The organism is Streptomyces sp. NPDC103540 (genome assembly GCF_055584445.1).
Genome location: NZ_JBVJMA010000006.1, coordinates 425373 through 444555 on the forward strand (window position 1 = coordinate 425373; position 19183 = coordinate 444555).

General features: G+C 74.8%; 16 protein-coding genes. 6 read left to right on the top strand and 10 right to left on the bottom strand.

The genetic code is table 11. The features are described from left to right. The first annotated feature begins 92 nt into the window (after positions 1-92). Positions 93-1814, top strand: a complete 1722-nt coding sequence (locus ACZ6ZI_RS17520; RefSeq protein ID WP_469521409.1) for a serine/threonine-protein kinase — start codon at positions 93-95, stop codon at positions 1812-1814. Here ACZ6ZI_RS17520 and ACZ6ZI_RS17525 read toward each other — a convergent pair. Beyond that, positions 1799-4264: an excinuclease ABC subunit UvrA gene (locus tag ACZ6ZI_RS17525; RefSeq protein ID WP_469521412.1), complete on the bottom strand. Its 2466-nt coding sequence runs from the start codon at positions 4262-4264 to the stop codon at positions 1799-1801. The two genes, ACZ6ZI_RS17520 and ACZ6ZI_RS17525, sit on opposite strands and share 16 nt — an antisense overlap. Positions 4265-4394: 130 nt before the next feature. Beyond that, entirely contained in the window at positions 4395-5378 is a 984-nt protein-coding gene (locus ACZ6ZI_RS17530) for an LLM class flavin-dependent oxidoreductase (RefSeq protein WP_469521416.1), read from the bottom strand. Positions 5379-5526: 148 nt separating this feature from the next. Between ACZ6ZI_RS17530 and ACZ6ZI_RS17535 the strand changes: the two genes are divergently transcribed. Further along, the gene (locus ACZ6ZI_RS17535) at positions 5527-6021 is read left to right on the top strand and encodes a phosphatase domain-containing protein (RefSeq protein ID WP_469521418.1); all 495 of its coding nucleotides are present in this window, start codon (positions 5527-5529) and stop codon (positions 6019-6021) included. Positions 6022-6146: 125 nt separating this feature from the next. On the opposite strand, the gene ACZ6ZI_RS17540 is transcribed toward ACZ6ZI_RS17535, so the two are convergent. After that, complete coding sequence (locus ACZ6ZI_RS17540) at positions 6147-6362, bottom strand: dodecin (RefSeq protein ID WP_363059029.1); 216 nt, start codon at positions 6360-6362, stop codon at positions 6147-6149. A gap of 163 nt (positions 6363-6525) precedes the next feature. On the opposite strand from ACZ6ZI_RS17540, the gene ACZ6ZI_RS17545 reads away from it, so the two are divergent. From ACZ6ZI_RS17545 to ACZ6ZI_RS17555, 3 genes are all read left to right on the top strand, one after another. Next, complete coding sequence (locus ACZ6ZI_RS17545; RefSeq protein WP_469521421.1) at positions 6526-7788, top strand: extracellular solute-binding protein; 1263 nt, start codon at positions 6526-6528, stop codon at positions 7786-7788. 125 nt (positions 7789-7913) lie between these two features. Next, positions 7914-8816 (top strand): GNAT family N-acetyltransferase, encoded by a 903-nt coding sequence (locus ACZ6ZI_RS17550; RefSeq protein ID WP_469521425.1) that lies wholly within the window; start codon positions 7914-7916, stop codon positions 8814-8816. Continuing rightward, the gene (locus ACZ6ZI_RS17555) at positions 8813-9799 is read left to right on the top strand and encodes a lysophospholipid acyltransferase family protein (RefSeq protein ID WP_469521427.1); all 987 of its coding nucleotides are present in this window, start codon (positions 8813-8815) and stop codon (positions 9797-9799) included. Before ACZ6ZI_RS17550 ends, ACZ6ZI_RS17555 begins: the two co-directional genes overlap by 4 nt. Here the strand turns inward: ACZ6ZI_RS17555 and egtD are convergent. From egtD to ACZ6ZI_RS17575, 4 genes are all read right to left on the bottom strand, one after another. Continuing rightward, on the bottom strand, positions 9682-10656 hold the full coding sequence (gene egtD, locus ACZ6ZI_RS17560; RefSeq protein ID WP_469521429.1) for an L-histidine N(alpha)-methyltransferase: 975 nt from the start codon (positions 10654-10656) through the stop codon (positions 9682-9684). The two genes, ACZ6ZI_RS17555 and egtD, sit on opposite strands and share 118 nt — an antisense overlap. Next, a complete protein-coding gene (gene egtC / locus ACZ6ZI_RS17565) occupies positions 10653-11492 on the bottom strand; it encodes an ergothioneine biosynthesis protein EgtC (protein ID WP_469521430.1) in 840 nt (279 codons plus the stop codon). The genes egtD and egtC overlap by 4 nt, the downstream gene beginning before the upstream one ends. Further along, complete coding sequence (egtB, locus tag ACZ6ZI_RS17570; protein ID WP_469521663.1) at positions 11492-12775, bottom strand: ergothioneine biosynthesis protein EgtB; 1284 nt, start codon at positions 12773-12775, stop codon at positions 11492-11494. The genes egtC and egtB overlap by 1 nt, the downstream gene beginning before the upstream one ends. A 101-nt stretch (positions 12776-12876) precedes the next feature. Further along, the gene (locus ACZ6ZI_RS17575; protein WP_469521434.1) at positions 12877-14262 is read right to left on the bottom strand and encodes a glutamate-cysteine ligase family protein; all 1386 of its coding nucleotides are present in this window, start codon (positions 14260-14262) and stop codon (positions 12877-12879) included. Positions 14263-14370: 108 nt separating this feature from the next. Here ACZ6ZI_RS17575 and ACZ6ZI_RS17580 point away from each other — a divergent pair, with 108 nt between their 5' ends. Next, positions 14371-15201 (top strand): TIGR02452 family protein, encoded by an 831-nt coding sequence (locus ACZ6ZI_RS17580; protein ID WP_469521436.1) that lies wholly within the window; start codon positions 14371-14373, stop codon positions 15199-15201. Between the two features lie 138 nt (positions 15202-15339). On the opposite strand, the gene ACZ6ZI_RS17585 is transcribed toward ACZ6ZI_RS17580, so the two are convergent. From ACZ6ZI_RS17585 to ACZ6ZI_RS17595, 3 genes are all read right to left on the bottom strand, one after another. Beyond that, a complete protein-coding gene (locus ACZ6ZI_RS17585) occupies positions 15340-16908 on the bottom strand; it encodes an immunity 49 family protein (protein WP_469521439.1) in 1569 nt (522 codons plus the stop codon). Positions 16909-17033: 125 nt separating this feature from the next. Next, positions 17034-17498 carry a type II toxin-antitoxin system PemK/MazF family toxin gene (locus ACZ6ZI_RS17590; RefSeq protein WP_469521444.1) on the bottom strand — a complete coding sequence of 155 codons (465 nt, stop codon included), beginning with the start codon at positions 17496-17498 and terminating at the stop codon, positions 17034-17036. Positions 17499-17568: 70 nt separating this feature from the next. Continuing rightward, positions 17569-19008 (bottom strand): amidase, encoded by a 1440-nt coding sequence (locus ACZ6ZI_RS17595; protein WP_469521666.1) that lies wholly within the window; start codon positions 19006-19008, stop codon positions 17569-17571. Between the last annotated feature and the right edge of the window lie 175 nt (positions 19009-19183).

Sequence of the window (19183 nt, forward strand, 5' to 3'; positions counted from 1 at the left end):
CCTCCCACCTGCCCGTCCCGTACGGACTCGGTGCGCCGGCCGGATTGCCGCTACTCTGCTGCCTCCCGCGTCGAAACGAGTACGGGGGCAACGTGGCACAGAGCAACCAATCGGGGAAACGACTACCGGGCGGCCGTTACCGCCTGGTGAGCGTCCTGGGGGCCGGCGGCTTCGGCCGGGTCTGGCGGGCACGCGACGAGACACTCCAGACCGACGTCGCGGTCAAGGAGTTGCTGCTGCCGGACGGACTGGGCACGGCCGAACGCGACGAGCGACTGCGCCGGGCCGAACGCGAGGCGCGCAACGCGGCGAAACTGCGCGACCACCCGCACATCGTCAGCGTCCACGACGTCGTCCTCGTGGACGGGGCCCCGTGGATCGTGATGCAACTGGTCCGGGGCGGCACCCTCCAGGAACTCCTGCGGACCAGGCGGCGCCTGACCGTCCCCACCGCGACCAGACTCGCCCGGGCCATGCTGGAGGCGCTCGACGCGGCTCACCGGCAGGGGATCGTCCACCGGGACGTGAAGCCCGCCAACGTCATGCACATCGCGCAGAGCCACTTCCTGCTCACGGACTTCGGGATCGCGGTCAACGAGAGCGACCCGGGGTTGACCGTCTCCGGACAGGTCATCGGCTCACCCGCCTACCTCGCGCCGGAACGGGCCCACGGCCGGCGGGCGGTCGCCGCCAGCGACCTCTTCTCCCTCGGCGCCACCCTGTACGAGGCGCTGGAGGGCGCCGGTCCCTTCCACCGGGACAGCCCGGCGGCGTCCCTGCACGCGCTGACCCACGACGAGCCCTCGCCCATGCGCCACGCGGCAGCGCTGGAACCGCTGGTCACCGCCCTGCTGGCGAAGGAGCCCGGCAGCCGGCCGACCATCCCCGAGGCCCTGCGGATGCTCACCGCCGGGAGGGGACAGCCACCACGACCGCAGCGCCGCACCCCGCCACCGGCCGGGCCCGCCCCGGCGCAGCGCCCGGCCCAGAGCGCGCGACCGGCCCAGGCACCCCGCCCCGCCCCGAGCGCCCGCCCCGCCCCCTCCCCGCGGCCCGCCCGAAGCGCCCGCCCGTCACCGACCCCGCGCCGCGACCCGACCCCGCGCCGCGACTCCGGCGCGCGTCACGACCAGCCGCCGCGCCGCGACCCGAGCCCCCGGTCCGGGCCGCGCACGCGGCCCGGACCCTCGTACGCGGCGCCGCCGAGGGAGAGGATCCCGACCCGCGCACCGATCGGCCGGACCACCGCGCCGCCGCCCCGGACCCGCCCGCTGTCCTCGACCCCGGTGGCGCGGCGCGGCGGATCCGCCCCCGGGGGCTCGTACCGGGGCACCTTCGTCCTGCTCGGGTTGTGCCTCGTCGTGGGGCTCCTGGTCGCCACGTACGCGCGGGACGAGTCCCTCGCCAACTGGGTCAGCATGAAGCTGAACGGCCCCCTCGAGCGGGCCGGGACCGGTGACTGCGTCCACTACGTCGACGCCTACCGGAGCGGCGATGAGGCCCTGCCCGGCGAATGGGTCGAGGTCCCGTGCTGGTCCGCCGCCACCAAGTACGCCGTGCGGGCCCGGACGGCGGCCACCCGGAGCGCCTCCGGCCAGGGCGCCGCCTCGGGCCAAGGCGCCGGAAACCAGGGTGCCGGAAACCAGGGTGCCGCCGGCCAGGGGGCGGGCCGCTCGACCGCCCGCGGCGCCTGCGCCGGCATCGCGGCGTCCTCCCCGACCACCGGGGGCGCCGCGGGCACGAAGACGATCACCGTCCGCGGCGCGGACGCCGCGAGCTGGCAGCTCTGCGTCGTTCCCTACGGAGCCGGTTGAACCCCGGCCGCCCCCTCACCACCCCGCGCCGCGTCCAGCGCGCGGGCCAGGTAGGGGGCGGTCCGGCCGTCGGAGCGGGCGGCGACCACCGCCGGCGTTCCGGCGGCCGTGATCCGGCCGCCGTCCGCGCCGCCGCCGGGCCCGAGGTCGATCACCCAGTCCGCGCCCGCGACCACCTCCATGTCGTGCTCCACGACCACCACCGAATGCCCCGCGTCCACCAGGCCGTGCAACTGCCCTGACAGCACCCGCACATCGGCCGGGTGCAACCCCGTCGTCGGCTCGTCCAACAGGTAGAGGGTGTGATCGCGGCGCGAGCGCTGGAGCTCCGTCGCCAGCTTCACGCGCTGCGCCTCGCCACCCGACAGCTCCGTCGCCGGTTGACCCAGCCGCAGGTAGCCCAGGCCGATGTCCTCCAGGGCGCGCAGACTGCGGGCCGCCGCCGGCACCTGCGCGAAGAACCCTGACGCGGCCTCCACCGTCAGGGCGAGGACCTCCGCGATGTTCAGCCCGGCGTGCCGCACCTCCAGGGTCTCGGCGTTGTACCGGGCCCCGGCGCACTGCGGGCACGGGGCGTACGTACTGGGCAGGAACATCAGTTCCACCGACACGAAGCCCTCGCCCTGGCAGGTCTCGCAGCGGCCGCCCGGCACGTTGAAGGAGAACCGGCCGGCCTTCCAGCCGCGCGCCCGCGCCTCGGGGGCGGCCGTGAAGAGCCTGCGCACCACGTCGAACAACCCGGTGTACGTCGCCAGGTTGGAGCGCGGCGTACGTCCGATCGGCCTCTGGTCCACCTCCACCAGCCGCCGCACCGGGAAGTCCGCCTCCCCGAGCCGGGCGCCCACCTCCCCGGCGAGTACCTCCCCGACCAGCGTGGACTTCCCCGAACCGGAGACGCCCGTGACCGCCGTGAACACCCCGAGCGGGAAGTCCACCGTCACGTCCCGCAGGTTGTGCCGGTCGACACCGGCCAGCCGGATCCGACCCGACGCCGTCCGCACCGCTCGCCCCCCGGACCGGGGCCCCCGATCCGCCGCCGGGAACAGGTGCCGCGCCGTCGCCGACTCCGCCACCCCGGCCAGGGCCCCGGGCGGCCCGCTGTACAGGACCCGGCCCCCGTGTTCCCCGGCCAGCGGACCCACGTCCACGAGCCAGTCGGCGCCGCGCACCACGTCGAGGTGGTGTTCCACCACGAAGACCGTGTTGCCGGCAGCCTTGAGCCGCTGGAGGACGCCGAGCAGCGCCTCGGTGTCCGCCGGGTGCAGCCCCGCCGAGGGCTCGTCCAGCACGTACACGACCCCGAACAGGCCGGAGCGCAACTGGGTGGCCAGGCGCAGCCGTTGCAGCTCGCCCGCGGACAGGGTGGGCGCGGTCCGGTCCAGGCTCAGGTAGCCGAGTCCCAGCTCGACCACGGGCGCGATCCGGGACCGCAGGTCCTCGGTGAGCACCCGCGCCGCCGGCCCGGCCGGGCCGTCCGCGGGCGCGTCCGCGAGGACACCGTCCAACTCGGTCAGCGCGAGTCCCGCCAGCTCGGCGATGGTCCGGCCCGCGAAGGTCACGGCGAGGGCCTCCGGGCGCAGCCGCCGCCCCGCGCACGAGGTGCACGGGGCGTCCGTGAGGAACTTCTCGGCCCGCGCCCGCAGGGTGGCGCTCCTGGTGTCGGAGAAGGTCTTCATCACGTAGCGGTGGGCGCTCGTGTACGTGCCCTGGTAGGGGCGTTGGATGCGGTCCGCGTCCCGAACCGGGTGCACGGTGACCACCGGTTGTTCCTCGGTGAACAGGATCCAGGCGCGGTCCTCGGCGGGCAACTCCCGCCAGGGCCGGTCCACATCGTGTCCCAGCGCTTCGAGGATGTCGCGGAGGTTCTTGCCCTGCCAGGCTCCCGGCCAGGCGGCGACCGCCCCCTGACGGATAGACAGCCCCGGGTCGGGGACGAGGAGTTCCTCGCTGGTGTGGTGCACGCGCCCGAGGCCGTGGCAGGAAGGGCAGGCGCCGGCGGCGGTGTTGGGGGAGAAGGCGTCGGAGTCCAGGCGCGGCGCCCCGGGCGGGTAGGAGCCGGCCCGCGAGAACAGCATCCGCAGCGAATTGGACAGCAGGGTCACCGTGCCCACCGAGGAGCGCGAGCCGGGTGCGGAGCGGCGCTGCTCCAGCGAGACGGCCGGCGGCAGACCGGTCACCGAGTCCACCCGGGGGGCGCCGATCTGGTGGATCAGCCGCCGGGCGTACGGGGCGACGGACTCGAAGTACCGCCGCTGGGCCTCGGCGTAGAGCGTCCCGAAGGCCAGGGAGCTCTTGCCGGAACCGGAGACGCCCGTGAAGACGGTCAGGGTGTCGCGCGGGATGTCCACGTCGACCCCGCGCAGGTTGTGCTCGCGGGCGCCCCGTACGCGCACCCAGGGGTCGAGGGGTTCCGGTCGGAAGGCGGCGGGCAGATCGGTGGAACGGTGCATTCGCCCCAGTTTAGGGCCGCCGGTGCGGTGAGGTGCCGGCCGCGCCGGGCCGCGCCGCGCCGGGCCGCGCCGGGCCGTGTCGGCGCGAGGCCGCCCGGGGCGCGCGGTCGCGCCGTGCCCCGCGCGGCCGTCACGCGATGCGCGCCAGCCTGGCGAAGCAGTCCAGCAGGGCGGTCCGGTCGTACGTGGAGGTGGTGACCAGCAGCTCGTCGGCGCCCGTCGCCTCGAAGACCCGGTCCAGCTCCGCAGCGACCCGCTCCTCGGTGCCGACGATGTGGCCGGTGAGGGCTTCCTCGTACAGCTGCCGCTCCTTGGCCGTCATGGCCGACGGGTCCACCTCCTCGGCCGGGCGGAGCGGGGGGAAGCTGCCCCGGGTGCGGGAGTACGCCGACGACCAGGCTTCCGGGACCAGGATCCGGCGCGCGTCCTCCTCGGTGGCGGCGACCGCGACCGTCCCGGAGATCACCACGTACGGCTCGGGGCTCAGGGCGGAGGGCCGGAACTCCTTGCGGTACGTCTCGATGACCTCCCCGACCTTGGTCCGGGTCCGCAGGTCGCCGACCACCATCGGCAGCCCGGCCCGGGCCGCGACCTTCGCCCCCTCGCCGGTGGCCAGGACGAACGGCGGGATGGGCAGTCCCTCGGCGGGCCGTGCGTGCACCTCGGGGTGCGCCGACTGGGTGCCGTCGATCCAGCCCAGCAGCTCGATCAGCTGCTCCTCGAAGCGGTCGGCCTCCTCCAGTTCCCGCCCGAGGGCCCGCCGGATGCCGTTGGTGAAGCCGACCGAACGGCCCAGCCCCATGTCGATCCGGCCGGGGAAGAGGGCCTCCAGGACGCCGAACTGCTCGGCGACCACCAGCGGCTGGTGGTTGGGCAGCATCACCCCGCCGGTGCCGACGCGGATCCGCCGGGTGGCCGCGGCGACGGCCGCGGCCAGCACGGTGGGCGCGGAGCCCGCCACCCCGGGGACGCTGTGGTGCTCGGACACCCAGAAGCGGTGGTAGCCCAGCTCCTCCGCCGCGCGGGCCAGCTCCACGGTGTCGCGCAGGGCCTGCGGGGCGGGGTGGCCCTCACGGGTACGGGACCGGTCGAGTATCGAGATTCTACGGATCACACAGGTCTCAACGCGTGGCGCCGGTCAGGATTCCCCGGGGCCCCGCCCCCTGACGTGCGGGCCGAGCGCCCCGCGAGCCGGAGTCCACCGCGGCCGGCGGGGCCGCCCGGCGGGGCGGCGCTGTCCGGGGCCTGCCTAGGCTTCCCCCATGACAGAGAGCGCTCCCCGTAGGCCGTTGGCCGTCTTCGACATCGACAACACCCTGGCCGACACGGCCCACCGGCAGCACTTCCTGGAGGGCCGGCCCCGCGACTGGGCGGGGTTCTTCGGCGCCGCCCCCGCCGACCCGCCGCTCGCGCGCGGCGTGGCGCTGGCGGCGCGGAGCGCGGCGGACTGCGAGGTGGTCTACCTGACGGGCCGCCCCGAGCGGTGCCGGGCGGACACGGAGGAGTGGCTGGCCCGGCACGGGCTGCCCGAGGGGCGGGTGTGGATGCGCGGCGACCGGGACCGGCGGCCGGCCCGGCTGACGAAGCTGGAGGTGCTCCGTCGGATCGCCCGGGGCCGTGAGGTGCGCGTCCTCGTCGACGACGACGAACTGGTCTGCCGGGAGGCGCGCGCGGCCGGGTTCCGGGTGCTCCTGGCCGACTGGGCGGCGGACGCCCCGGCCCTCAAGTACGCGCAGGAGGGCGAGGGGCGCACCTGACAGGAGGGCGAGGGGCGCACCTGAGAGGAGCGCGAGGGGGGCACCCGACCGCGACCTCCGCGGCGGTCGGGCGGCGGGGGTCGGGTCGACCGGTACCGGCCGCCCCGGCGATCCGCGCGCCCCGGTCACTCCTCGCCGTCGAGGCGGAAGCCCACCTTCAGCCCCACCTGATAGTGCGCGACCTGCCCGTTCTCGATGTGCCCGCGCATCTGGGTGACCTCGAACCAGTCCAGGTTGCGCAGGGTCTGTCCCGCCCGAGCGAGCCCGTTCCGGATGGCTTGATCAATACCCTCGTTCGAGGTGCCGACGATCTCGGTCACCCGGTACGTGTGGTTGGACATGGGGTCTCCCGCCAGTCGTCGCTGTTGCCTTGTTCCACGGTGCCCCAGTAAGGCCGGCTCCGCGAACTTTGTCCGAAGAGTCCCGGGCGAAAGGGTCTTGACCCACCCATTGGTCTATGCCAATTTCAAGCCATCTGAGATCAATCCCCAGAAGGTGACCCTCGTGAAGATGCGCTTCCTCGCCGTGTGTACGGCCCTCGTGGCCGTGACCGCCCTGTCAGGCTGCGGCCAGTCGGCCGAATCGGGCGGCGGGTCCGAGAAGGTCACCCTCTGGCTGATGAAGGGCAGCGCCTCCGACGACTTCATCACCCGGTTCACCGCCGATTTCGAGAAGCAGCACCCCGGGATCGATCTGGACGTCAAGATCCAGGAGTGGACGGGCATCGGCGACAAGGTCAACGCCGTCCTCGCCGGCACCGCCAAGGAGGGCGCCGACGTCATCGAGGTCGGCAACACGCAGGTCGCCCAGTACGTCGAGACCGGAGGCCTCTCCGAACTCACCCTCGAAGGCCTGCGCTCCTGGGGCAGCAAGGACTGGCTCAGGGGCCTGTCCGAGCCCGGCAGCGTCAACGGCGCCCAGTACGGCGTCCCGTGGTACGCCGCCAACCGGGTGGTGATCTACAACAAGGACCTCTTCGCGAACGCCGGCATCAAGTCCGAGCCCAAGACCCGCCAGGAGTGGCTCGCCGCCACCCAGAAGCTGGACAAGGGCGACCAGCAGGGCATATACCTCCCCGGCCAGAACTGGTACGTCCTCGCGGGCTTCATCTGGGACGAGGGCGGCGAACTCGCCGTGGAGAGCGGCGGCCAGTGGGTCGGCGCCCTCGACGACGAGAAGGCACTGGCCGGCATGGACTTCTACAAGCAGCTCCAGGGCCTCGGCGACGGCCCCAAGGACGCCGACGAGGAGACGCCCCCGCAGTCCGGGGTCTTCGCCCGCGGCCAGACCGCCCAGATCATCGCCCCGCCCAGCCAGGCCGCCCAGATCGAGGCCGCCAACCCCGCGCTCAAGGGCAAGATCGGCTTCTTCCCCATCCCCGGCAAGAGCGCCGACAAGGCCGGTTCCGTCTTCACCGGCGGCTCCGACCTGATCATCCCCGAGAAGACGCGGCAGCGCGGCCGGGCCGTGGAGGTCATCACGGCGCTGGTCAGCGAGAAGTGGCAGACCGAACTCGCCCGGACCATGAGCTACGTGCCCAACAAGACCACCCTCGCCCACGTCGTCCAGGGCAACGAGGGCGCCACCGCGATGACCGTCGGCGCCGCCCAGGGCCGCGCCACCCCGAAGTCCGCCCGCTGGGCCGAGGTCGAGGCGAAGAACCCCATCAAGCCGTTCATGACCGCCGTGCTGAGCGGGCAGGACCCCCGCCAGGCGGCCAAGACGGCATCGGACACGGTGAGCAAGGTGCTCAGCTCGGACCGCTGAGTTCAGCCTCCGCACATCCGAGGGCCGCCGAGCGGTCATGCCGAATCCAGCCGGTCACGGAAGAAACGAAGGAGCCAGGCCCGCCGCCCGCGGCCCGGCTCCCCGTGCCCGGATCAGGAGCAGCCATGACCCTCGCCCCCCTGTCCCCGTCCCCCCTCGCACCCCTCGCACCCCTCACGCCTCCCGCGCCGGCCGTCGGCACCGCCCCGGCCGCCGCATCCGCCCCCGCCCCGGTCGCCACCCCGCGCCCGACCCCCGGCCCGACCCCCGGCCCGGCCGGCGACCCGACCCCCGCCCCGGCGCCCCACTACACCGTCCGCCTCGCCCGCGACGAGGACGAGGTCCGCGCCGCCCAGCGCCTGCGCCACCAGGTCTTCGCCGGGGAACTCGGAGCCCGCCTGGAGGGACCCGAGCCGGGCCTGGACATCGACCCCTTCGACGCCCACTGCGACCACCTCCTGGTCCTCGAAGAGGAGACCGGCCAGGTCGTCGGCACCTACCGGCTGCTGCCCCCGGAGCGCGCCGCCGTCGCCGGACGCCTCTACTCCGAGGGCGAGTTCGACCTCTCCGCGCTGGCCCCGATCCGCCCCGACCTGGTCGAGGTCGGCCGCTCCTGCGTCCACCCCGACCACCGCAACGGCGCCGTCATCGCCCTCATCTGGGCCGGCCTCGCCCGCTACATGGACCGCTCGGGCCACAACTGGCTCGCCGGATGCTGCTCGATCCCGCTGGCCGACGGCGGGGTGCTGTCCGCCGCCACCCGCGAGACCGTCCTGGCCCGCAACCTCGCCCCGCGCGAGTACCGCGTCACCCCGCACCGCCCCTGGAGCCCCGAGGGCATCGTCGTCCCCGGCCGCACGGAGCTGCCGCCCCTGCTGCGCGGCTACCTGCGCCTGGGCGCCTGGGTGTGCGGGGAGCCCGCCTACGACGCCGCGTTCGGCTGCGCCGACCTGTACGTGCTGCTGTCCCTGCGCCGGACCAACCCGCGCTACCTGAACCACTTCCTCGCACTGGCCCCGGACGCATGAGCGCCTGGCTGCCCACCGCACCCTGCACCCCGGGTGCCTGCGCCGCCCACACCGGGCGGTTCGCGAGCGTCGCGCGCGCCGTGCTCCGCCTCGCCGGAGCCCTCGCCCTGGTCCTGCTCGCCGTCGCGGTCGCCGCGCCCGTGCGCCTGCTGCCCGTACGCCCCCGGCACTCCCTGATCAGGACCTGGGCGGCCGCGCTCGTCCGGTCCCTGGGGGTACGGATCACCGTGCGCGGGGCGCCCGGCCCGGACGGGGGCCGCCTCGTCGTCGCCAACCACATCTCCTGGCTGGACGTCCCGCTCGTCGCCGCCGCCCTGCCCTCCCGGATGCTCGCCAAGAGCGAGATCGGAACCTGGCCCGTGCTCGGCCGGCTCGCCGCCCGCGCCGGCACCCTGTTCATCGAACGCGACCGGATCCGCGCCCTGCCCGACACCGTCCACACCCTGACCCGCGCCCTGCTGGCCGGCGACCGGGTCACCGTCTTCCCCGAGGGCTCCACCTGGTGCGGCCGCGCCCAGGGCACCTTCCGGCGCGCCGCCTTCCAGTCGGCCCTGGACGCGCGGGTCCCCGTACAGCCCGTACGGATCTCCTACCGGCTGGCGGACGGGGACCTCGCCGGGGCGCCCGCCTTCGTCGGGGACGATCCGCTGACGACCTCCCTGTGGCGGATCGCCCGATCGCACGGCCTACGGGCCGAGCTGCGGCTGCTCCCGCGCATCCCGCCCGGCCGGCACCCCGACCGGCGCGAACTGGCGGCCGCCGCGCGGGCCGCCGTGGTCGGGCCGCCGGAGCGGGCGCCGCTGCTGCCGGGCGTACCCGTACAGCGGCGACACCGCGCCCCTTCGGCCCCGACGGGGGAGGGGGATCAGCGCGCGACGCCGTCCGCCACCGACAGGGACAGCGCGAAGCGCCCGGCGGAATCCGTCCACCAATGGGTCAACTCCAGGCCAGCCGAGGACAGTTCCTCGCGGACCCCGTCCTGACGGAACTTCGCCGAGACCTCCGTCAGGATCTCCTCACCCGCCTCGAACGGCACCACCAGGTCCAGCGCCCGGACCTTCACGGTGACCGCCGACCGCGCCCGAAGACGCATCTCGATCCACTCCCGATCCCGGTTCCACACCGCCACGTGGGCGAAGTCGGCGGTGTGGAAGTCCGCGCCCAACTCCCGGTCGATCACGGCCAGTACGTTCTTGTTGAACTCCGCCGTGACCCCCTGCGCGTCGTCGTACGCCGCCACCAGCACGGCCTCGTCCTTCACCAGGTCCGTCCCGAGCAGCAACGCGTCCCCGGGCGACAGCATCGCCCGTACGGACGCCAGGAACGCGGCGCGCTCCGGCGGCAGCAGGTTGCCGATCGTGCCGCCCAGGAACACCACGAGCCGGGGCTCGCGCGTGGCCGGCAGGTGCAGCGGCTTCGTGAAGTCCGCCACCAGGGCGTGCACCCGCAACCCCGGGTGCGCCGCGAGCAGGGCCTCGGCGGCGCCCGTCAGCGCGCTCTCGCTCACGTCCACCGGCACGTACGTCTCCAGCGCGGGCATCGCCTCGATCAGGTGACGGGTCTTCTCCGAGGAGCCCGAGCCCAGCTCCACGAGGGTGCGCGCCCCGCTGACGGCCGCGATCTCCTGGGCCCGCTCCAGCAGGATCTCCCGCTCGGCGCGCGTCGGGTAGTACTCCGGCAACCGGGTGATCTCCTCGAACAGTTCACTGCCCCGCGCGTCGTAGAACCACTTGGGCGGCAACTCCTTCGGCGTGCGCGTCAGACCGCTCAGCACGTCCGAGGCCAACGCCTTCTCGGCGGCGTCCTCGTCGAGGGTCCGGGTCAACTGGAAGTCGTTCACGGGGAGATCTCCTTGAGGGGGGTCAGGGCGACGCGCGTACGGCCGGCGACGAGCAGGGTCCGCTCGGGCACTTCGCACCAGAGGGGATCGTCGTCGTAGGGCTCCGAGGCCACGACCACCCGGCCGGAGGCCGTACCACCGGAGGCCGTACCGCCGGGTGCTGTGCGACCGGGTGCCGTGCGACCGGTGGCCGTACCGCCGGGGGCCGTGCGACCGTCCGCGAGGTACCACAGCGAGTCGCCCCAGGCGGTCGCCGCGATGCTCCTGCCGTCGGTCAGCAACAGGTTCAGCCGGGAACCGGGCGCGGCGACCGCCACCTCGCGGACGGTCTCGGCGAGCGCCGTCCCCAGGTCGTCGCCCCGCCGCAACCGGTGCAGGACCAGCGCCCACACCAGCGCCGAGTCGGTGCGCGCCGCGAGCCGGAGCAGTTCCGCGGGGGGCAGGCCGGAGGCCAGGGCCGCCAGTGCCTCCGGCCAGTCCCGCACCGCCCCGTTGTGGCTGAACAGCCAGGGCCCCGACGCGAACGGAGCCGCCGCCGCCTCCCCGTCCGCCCCGGCCAGGGTGGCATCGCGCACGGCGGCCAGGACGGCCCCGCTGCGCACCACCCGCGCCAGGTCCGTGAAGGTCAGGTCCCCCCAGACGGGCCCGGCCCGGCGGTAGCGGGCCGGCACCGGATCCTCCTCGGCGTACCAGCCGACGCCGAAGCCGTCCGCGTTGATCGTGCCGGAGCGCTGGCGGCGGGGCTCCCAGGCCTGCCGCACCAGGGAGTGCACCGGCTCGCTCAGTATCCGCCCCAGGGCCACTTCCGGCCCCAGGTACGCGAGGTGACGGCACATCAGGCATCCCTCGCGGTGCGGAACCCGGAGAAGATCTGCCGCCGCACGGGCAGGTCCCAGTTGCGGAAGGTGCCCCGGCAGGCCACCGGGTCCACCGCGAAGGAACCGCCGCGCAGCACCTTGTGTTCCGGCCCGAAGAACACCTCCGAGTACTCCCGGTACGGGAAGGCCCGGAAGCCGGGGTACGGCAGGAAGTCCGAGGACGTCCACTCCCACACGTCCCCGATCAGCTGGCGGACGCCGAGCGGGGAGGCCCCCCGCGGGTAGCCGCCCGCGGGGGAGGGGCGCAGGTGGCGCTGGCCCAGGTTGGCGCGGGTCGGCGTCGGGTCGGCGTCGCCCCACGGGTAGCGGCGGGAGCGCCCCGAGACCGGGTCGTGGCGGGCGGCCTTCTCCCACTCCGCCTCGGTGGGCAGCCTGCGCCCCGCCCAGCGGGCGTACGCGTCCGCCTCGTACCAGCTGACGTGCAGCACCGGCTCGTCGTCGGGTACCTGCTCGACCACACCGAACCGGCGGCGCAGCCACTGCCCGCCCTCCCGGTGCCAGAACAGCGGGGCCCCGATGTCGTGCGAGCGGATCTGGTCCCAGCCCTCGGCCGCCCACCAGCGGGGTTCGCGGTAGCCTCCGTCCGCCATGAACGCGCGGTACGCGCCGTTCGTCACCGGCGCCGTGTCGATGTGGAAGGCGGGCAGGTCGCGCACGTGCGCGGGCCGCTCGTTGTCCAGCGACCAGGGTTCGGTGGAGGTGCCCATGGTGAACGGGCCCGCCTCCACCAGGACTTCCGCCGCCGCGGGTGGCGGCCCGGAGGGCGGCGCGGGGTCGGGAGCGGTCAACACCGGTGCTCCGACCCGCAGCTGATGGGTGATCAACATCGTCTCGTCGTGCTGCTGTTCATGCTGCGCGATCATGCCGAAGACGTATCCCCGGTCCAGCAGTGACGTTCCCTCCAGTGGGGTGCGCTCCAGCAGGTCGAACACCCGCCCGCGGACCTCGGCCGCGTACCGCCGTGCCTCGTCCGGTCCCAGCAGCGGCAGCTTCGGCCGTTCGGCGCGCGGGTGCTCGAACGCGTCGTACAGCGGATCGATCTCCGGGTGCATGGACTCGTGGCCGGCGACGTTCCGCAGCAGCCAGAGTTCCTCCATGTTCCCGATGTGCGCCAGGTCCCACACGAGCGGGGACATCAGCGGCGAGTGCTGCGCCGTGAGGTCCACGTCGCTCACGGGATCGGTGAGCGCGGCGGTGCGGGCCCGGGCGGCGGTCAGGGCCTTCGCGGCCCGCTCGCGCAGCCGCTCGGGATGGTTCTCGGCCTCGGCGGCGGCCTCGGCGGCGCCCGCGGTCCCGGACTCGGTCCCGGACTCGGTCTCGGACGCGGAGTGGATCTCGGTGCTCACGGACGGTGCCCCTTCCCGGCGGGCTGCCGCCAGAGGTCGTGTTCCCCGCTGTCGTCGGCCGGGCAACGGCCGCGTCGTACGTAGCGCTCCGCGAAGGCGCCCACCGCGTCGCGGACCTCCGTGCCCGCCCCGAGCCGGGGCAGGGCCTCGGCGGCGGCCGCGAAGCAGGCCTCGGCGGCGGTGCGCAGCTCACGGTCGGCCAGGCCGACGCGGGCCGCGGAGCGCCACAGCGGGTTGCGCGGGGCGGGCTCGGGCCCGTACGCGTCCGCCAGGGCCTTCAGCACCCGGTAGGCCGTCTCGGCGGCCTCGGGGTCGTCGAACAGCGCGTGCGTGACGGCCACCGGGACCAGCCAGCCGTCGTCGCCCGGCTGCGCGTCGATCATGCGCAGCTCCAGGTGGCCGCGCGGGCGGACCGGGGGGAACAGCGTGGTGAGGTGGTACTCCAGATCCTCGGCGGTGGGGGCCCGCCCGACGGTGCCGGTGCCGCCTCCCGGGCCGGTGGCGGCGTCAGCGCCGGTGGGGGCGTCCACACCGGTCGGGGCGTCCGCGCCGGCGCGGAGCCAGGAGCGGAAGCTGAGCCCGCGCGGCGCCGTCCAGGGGCCGTCGTCGTCGGCCCGTACGCACATCACCTCGGTGTCGAGGGCCTGGCGGACCCAGCCGGCGCGGGGCGCCGCCTCCAGCGGCGGGGCGAGCGCGCGCCGGGTGTCCAGGTCGTTCCAGATGCCCTGCCGCGCGCACCTCCAGCCCCGGTACGGGCCCTCGCGGGCCGGGGAGTTCGCGAACGCGGCCACCAGGACCGCGCCCAGCAGGTGCGCCATGCGCCAGCGGCGGCCGTGGCCGAGCGGGCCGGGCTCCTCGTGGCCGGCGTCCACGCAGACCTGGACGGAGGCCGAGGTGCGCATCATGGCGCGGCCGGCGGGCCCGGTGCGGTCGAAGTAGCGTTCCATCGCCTCGTAGCGCGGGCTGTCCAGCAGGCGGCGCGGGGCCCGGCGCGGGTCGCGGCCCAGGCCCCGCAGGACCAGGCCCCGCTCGCGCAGGACGGTGCGTACGGCGCGGAGATCCGTCTGGAGGCCGTCCACGCAGGCGGTGAGGGAGGCGGCGGGTGCGGAGCTGAGTTCCAGCTGACCGCCGGGTTCCACGGTGAACCGGGAGTTCAGGGGCAGGGCGCGGGCGGCGTCGTGGGCCTCGGACAGCCGTTCGGGCGACAGTGGCAGCCAGGGCCGCTCGGCGTCCACCACCAGCCATTCGAGTTCGGCGCCGAGGAGGCGGGGCGGGCCGGTCTTGAAACAGATGCCGTGGACGAGGTCCTCGGCGGCCGCCTCGGTCAGCGGGTCGTGATCGTGGTTCCGAACGATGAAGGGAGCGGGCGGGTCCTCGGGCATGGCCGGGTCCTCGTCTCCTGTGATCGGCGGTGATGTCACCCGTGCCTACCCGTCCTCGGCGTTCTAATTCCTTTGCTCCGCTCGACATCGGCGTTCGAGGATGGCGGCGTGAGCAGCAGATTGCGCGAGATCGCGCGGGAGAACGCGACGATCCTGGCGGCCGGTGGGTACCGGACGCGGTCGGGACGGCGGATCCCGCTCGCCGCCGACCTGGCGGAAGCCAAGGCCAACACCAGAATATATGGGCCAAACCAGGTCATTCCAGACGAACAACCTCTCGGTAGGCACGGTCCGACGGTCTACGAGGTCACCGGGGAGAGCAGCACCGTCGCCGCGCGTCGCCTCGTCGAGGACCCCGGCGGGCCCTCCTCCGTCGCCGTCCTGAACTTCGCCTCGGCGCGCAATCCCGGGGGCGGCTACGTCCGCGGGGCCAAGGCGCAGGAGGAGGCGCTGTGCCGCGCCTCGGCGCTCCACGAGACCCTGCTGGAGGCCCGCGCCTACTACGAGGAGCACCGCGCGACCGCGAGCACCTTCTACACCGACCGGGTGATTCACTCCCCGGGGGTGCCCGTCTTCCGCGACGACCGGGGCGAACTGCTGGAGGCGCCCTTCCGGGTCGCATTCCTCACCTCCCCGGCACCGAACGCGGGCACGATCCGCCGCCAGGAGCCGGAGCGCGCGCACGAGATCCCGGCCGCGCTGGCCCGCAGGGCCGGACGGGTCCTGGAGGTCGCCGCGCTGCACGGCCACCGGGGGCTGGTGCTGGGGGCGTGGGGGTGCGGGGTGTTCCGCAACGATCCCGCGCAGGTGGCGGAGGCCTTCCGGGGGCACCTGACCGGCCGCTTCGACGGCGTGTTCGAACGCGTGGTCTTCGCCGTACTGGACCGCGACCCCGGCCCCCGCGAGGCCTTCGCCCGCGCCTTCGCGCCCGCGACCTGACCTACCTGCCCTGACCTGACCGACCTGCCCCCGGCCCTCGGCGCCGCAGACGTCGAGCGGGCCGAGGGCGCGGGGAGGCCGGGGATTCGGGGATCGGGGGCGGCCGGGGATCGGGGGCGGCCGGGGACCCCCCGCGGATCAGAAGGGCTTCGCCGCTTCGAGGAGCAGCGCGGGCAGGTAGGGGGAATCGACCAGGATCCGCCAACCGCGCCGCCGGGCGTGGCACACCAGGGCCAGGATCTCCAGGTTGACGGCCGCGTCGGCGGTGTCCGGGCGGGCGCCGACCGAGTGGTACGCGCGGTGCTCCTCCAGCGCGTCGGCCAGCGCCAGGTTGAAGCTCTCCTCGTCCCCCTCGACCAGCTGCGACAGGAGGACCGCCGGCGGTGGGGCGAAGCCCCACTCCGCGATCCTGACGAGGTCGCCCACCGCCCGGTCCGTGGCCGGCTCCGGATCGTCACCCCGCAGGTACGCGTGCAGCGCCGCGCGGTACGAGGCGTACGCCGAACGGTCCTCCTCCCGCGCCGCGGGACCCCCGAGGACCAGCGGGGCGAGGTCCGCGCGGTTGCCGGTGATCAGAGCCTTCGTGACCCGCTCGCCCCACGCGCCGGGCGACGGCGCCAGGCCGCTGGACCGCGGCCGCTCCCCGGCGTCCCCGTCCGCCGCGCCGATCCGCTCGTACAGCTTCCGCACCCAGTACTCCGCGCCCGCCACGGCCTCCGGCATCTCGGGCCGCTCCACGCACAGGGCGCCGGCGGCCAGCGCCGCGACCGCGTCCGGACGCCGCTCGCGCCCGTACGGCCCGACGCGGGGCGCCGGAGCCTCGAAACCGGTCACCAGGGCCCGCGGCAGGTAGCCCGATTCCACCGCAGGCGCCCACCCCTCGCGCCGGTACGCGAGCGCGGCCAACGCCAACGGGAGCAGGGGCAGCAGCGTGCGCGGCCGGGCGTCCACGTCGTCCAGGCCGGCCCGCGCCAGGAGCAGCGCGCTCAACTCGGCGTCGAAGCCCGCCCGGTCCCGCGCGGCGAGGGCGCGCAACGCCCGCAGGGCGCCGAGGTGAACGCGGTGGGCGTCGCCCGCTCCGGCGCCGGACGCGGTGTCCCGTACCCGGTCGAGGGCGGCGTCGAGGGCGGCGAGCTTCGCCTCGCGGGACGGCGGGTACTCCCGCGCGTCGTCCCCGAGGTCCCCGGCGACGTACGCCCTCAGGCCGTTGACCAGTTCGCCCTCCGACGGCCCGGCCCCGGCCCCGTCGCCGCGCGAGGGGTGGGTCCGGGCGAAGCGGAAGGCCTCGCCGTGCCGTTCGGCCCGGTCCGCGAGGAGCACCAGGCAGAACGCGTCGATCCAGTCGGCCACGGCGATCGAATCGGGGGTCCCGTCGGCCTCGGGCTCGTAGTCGCGGCCGAAGTCGACGTAGGGGAGGAAGACGTGGAAGAAGGAGGTGGGGTGGTAGGCGGCGTACGACACGGCGGCGGCCGCCGACTCGGCGGCGTCGAAGAGGATCGCCTTGGCCTCCGGCGCGTCCAGATCGGGGATCTCGACCGAGAGGGCGCCCAGCCCGTCGAGGAGCTCCCGGGTGATCCGCAACCAGTCCCAGGCGTCGATCCGCCCGCCCCGGGCCATCGAGTGGACCTCCGAACCGATCCGGTTCGCGAAGTCCTCGCGGGCCGCCGCCACGGCGGCCCCGTCCACCCGGTGTCGTTCTATTCGCACTGCCGCTCCCGCTACCGCTGTCCTCGTACGCGTACCGGAGCCAGCGTAGGGCGCGCGGGACGCCATGCCGGACGCCGTACCGGACGCCGTACCGGACGCCGTGCCGAACACGGGCGATGCGCGGCTCACCGCCAGCCGTAGCGCTCCCGGAGCCGGTCCACGACAAGGTCGAAGCGCCCGCGGTCGAGCGCGCACGCCTCGCGGCGCATTCCCGCCTCGTGCACCCGCAACACCCGGTCCAGGTCCACCCAGGACTCCCGCCCCGCGCCGTCCCAGGGCCCCGATCCGATCGCCACCCATTCGCGGTCGGCATCGTGGCGCTTGCTGGACAACTGGACGGCCAGGAGCGTGTGTCCGCCCGCCTCCCGCGCCACCACCAGGACCGGCCGGTCCTTGCCCCGGCCGTCGTTCTCCTCGTAGGGGACCCAGGTCCAGACGATCTCGCCGGGATCCGGATCCCCGTCCTTGTCGGGCGCGTACTCGGTGCGCACCGCGCCGATGGCGCGCGGATCGGCCTCGGTGGTGGCGGTGGACCCGTCCCGGCCGGGCTGCTCGACGTGGTCGTTGCGGTGGTGCGAAAGTGCCGTCATTCGGGCGAGGGTAGTGGTTCGGGGTGTGCCGTGCGCGGCAGGACGTCCGGCGCGTCAGGGCGTCAGGGCGTCAGGGCGTCCGGCGCGTCGAGTCGGGGGAGGCGGCGGGTGATTCGGGGGAGGCGTACGGGGGCGGCGTGTGCGCGGACCAGTTCTCGGCCGCCTCCAACTGTGCCGCCAGGGAGAGCAGTCGGGGCTCCGAGGCCTCGGGGCCCAGGAGTTGGGCGCCGAGCGGCAGACCGTCGGCGGTGAAGCCCGCCGGTACGTTGACACCCGGCCAGCCCAGCACGTTCCACGTCCAGGCGTACGGACACGCGGCGATCATCGCCCGATCCGTGGCCAGCGCCCCCAACCCGGCGAGGGCGCCGACGCGCAACGGCGGAGTGGCCGTCGTCGGCGTCAGCACCACGTCGAACCGGCCGAAGATCTCACCGACCCGGCGGCGCAGCGCGCCCTCCGCCCGCCGGGAGACCCGCAGCACGGCCCCGCCCAGCAGTCGCCCCGTACGCATGGCCTCACGAGTGCGCGGGTCCAACAGCGCCGGATCCGGGACCAGTTCGGCCAACCGTCGGACACCGGAGGTCGCGCGCGGTACGAAGGTCAGGCCGATGGCTCCGTAGCGCGGATCCTCCGGCACCACCTCGTGACCCAGTTCCTCCAGCCGCCCCGCGAGCCGCTCCACCGCCGCGCGCACCACGGGGTCGAGGGATTTGGGGGTGGCGGTGAAGGCCATCCCGTACGACAGCGCGATCCGCAGCCGGCCGGGCGGACGGTTCACCGCGTCGGTGGCACGGACGCGGGCGGGCCGGTGCAGGTCGCCGGGGGCCGGACCGGCGGCGGCGTCCAGCAGCAGCGCCGCGTCGGCGACCGTCCGGGCGAGGACGCCGTTGACCGTCAGACCGTGGAAGGACTCGGGCTCCGGCCAGGTGGAGACGCGCCCGCGCTGGGGCTTGACCCCCACCAGGTGCGTCCAGGCCGCGGGGATGCGCACGGAACCCGCCCCGTCCGAACCGAGGGCCGCCGGCACCAACCCGGCGGCGACGGCGGCGGCCGAACCGCCGGAGGAACCTCCGGGCGTGTAGGCCTGGTTCCACGGGTTGCGGGTCGCGCCGAAGCCGTGGCCCTCGGTGAAGGGCCACTGGCCCAGCTCCGGCGTCTGCGTCTTGCCGACGATCACCGCCCCGGCCGCGCGCAGGCGACGTACCGCCTCGCCGTCGGCCCGCACGGGCGGGAAGACCCCCGCACAGCCGAAGGCGGTCGGCTCCCCCGCCACGTCCATGTCGTCCTTGACGGCGAGCGGCACGCCGAGCAGGGGCAGCCGCTCCCCGGCCGCCAACCGCCGGTCCGCCGACTCCGCTTCGGCGAGCGCGGCCTCGGCCCGGACGATCCGGAAGGCGTTGAGGGAGGACTGCGAGGCGGCGATCCGCTCCAGTGAGCGTTCGGTCAACCGGCGCGCGGACACCGCGCCTTCGGCGAGCGCGGCCACCAATTCCAGCAGGGTGGGGGGCAACTCCCGCGCGCCCGCGGGCCCCGACTCCCTTGCCGCGTACGAGGAAACAGACACCGGAACTCCCCCTTACCCATCGGTAGCACGACGGTACGGGGGAGGGGTCGCGGGTGACTAGATCCTGCGGGGTGCGATGAGGGGGGAGGGCGTCGGGGAGGGGCATCGGGGGAGGGCATCG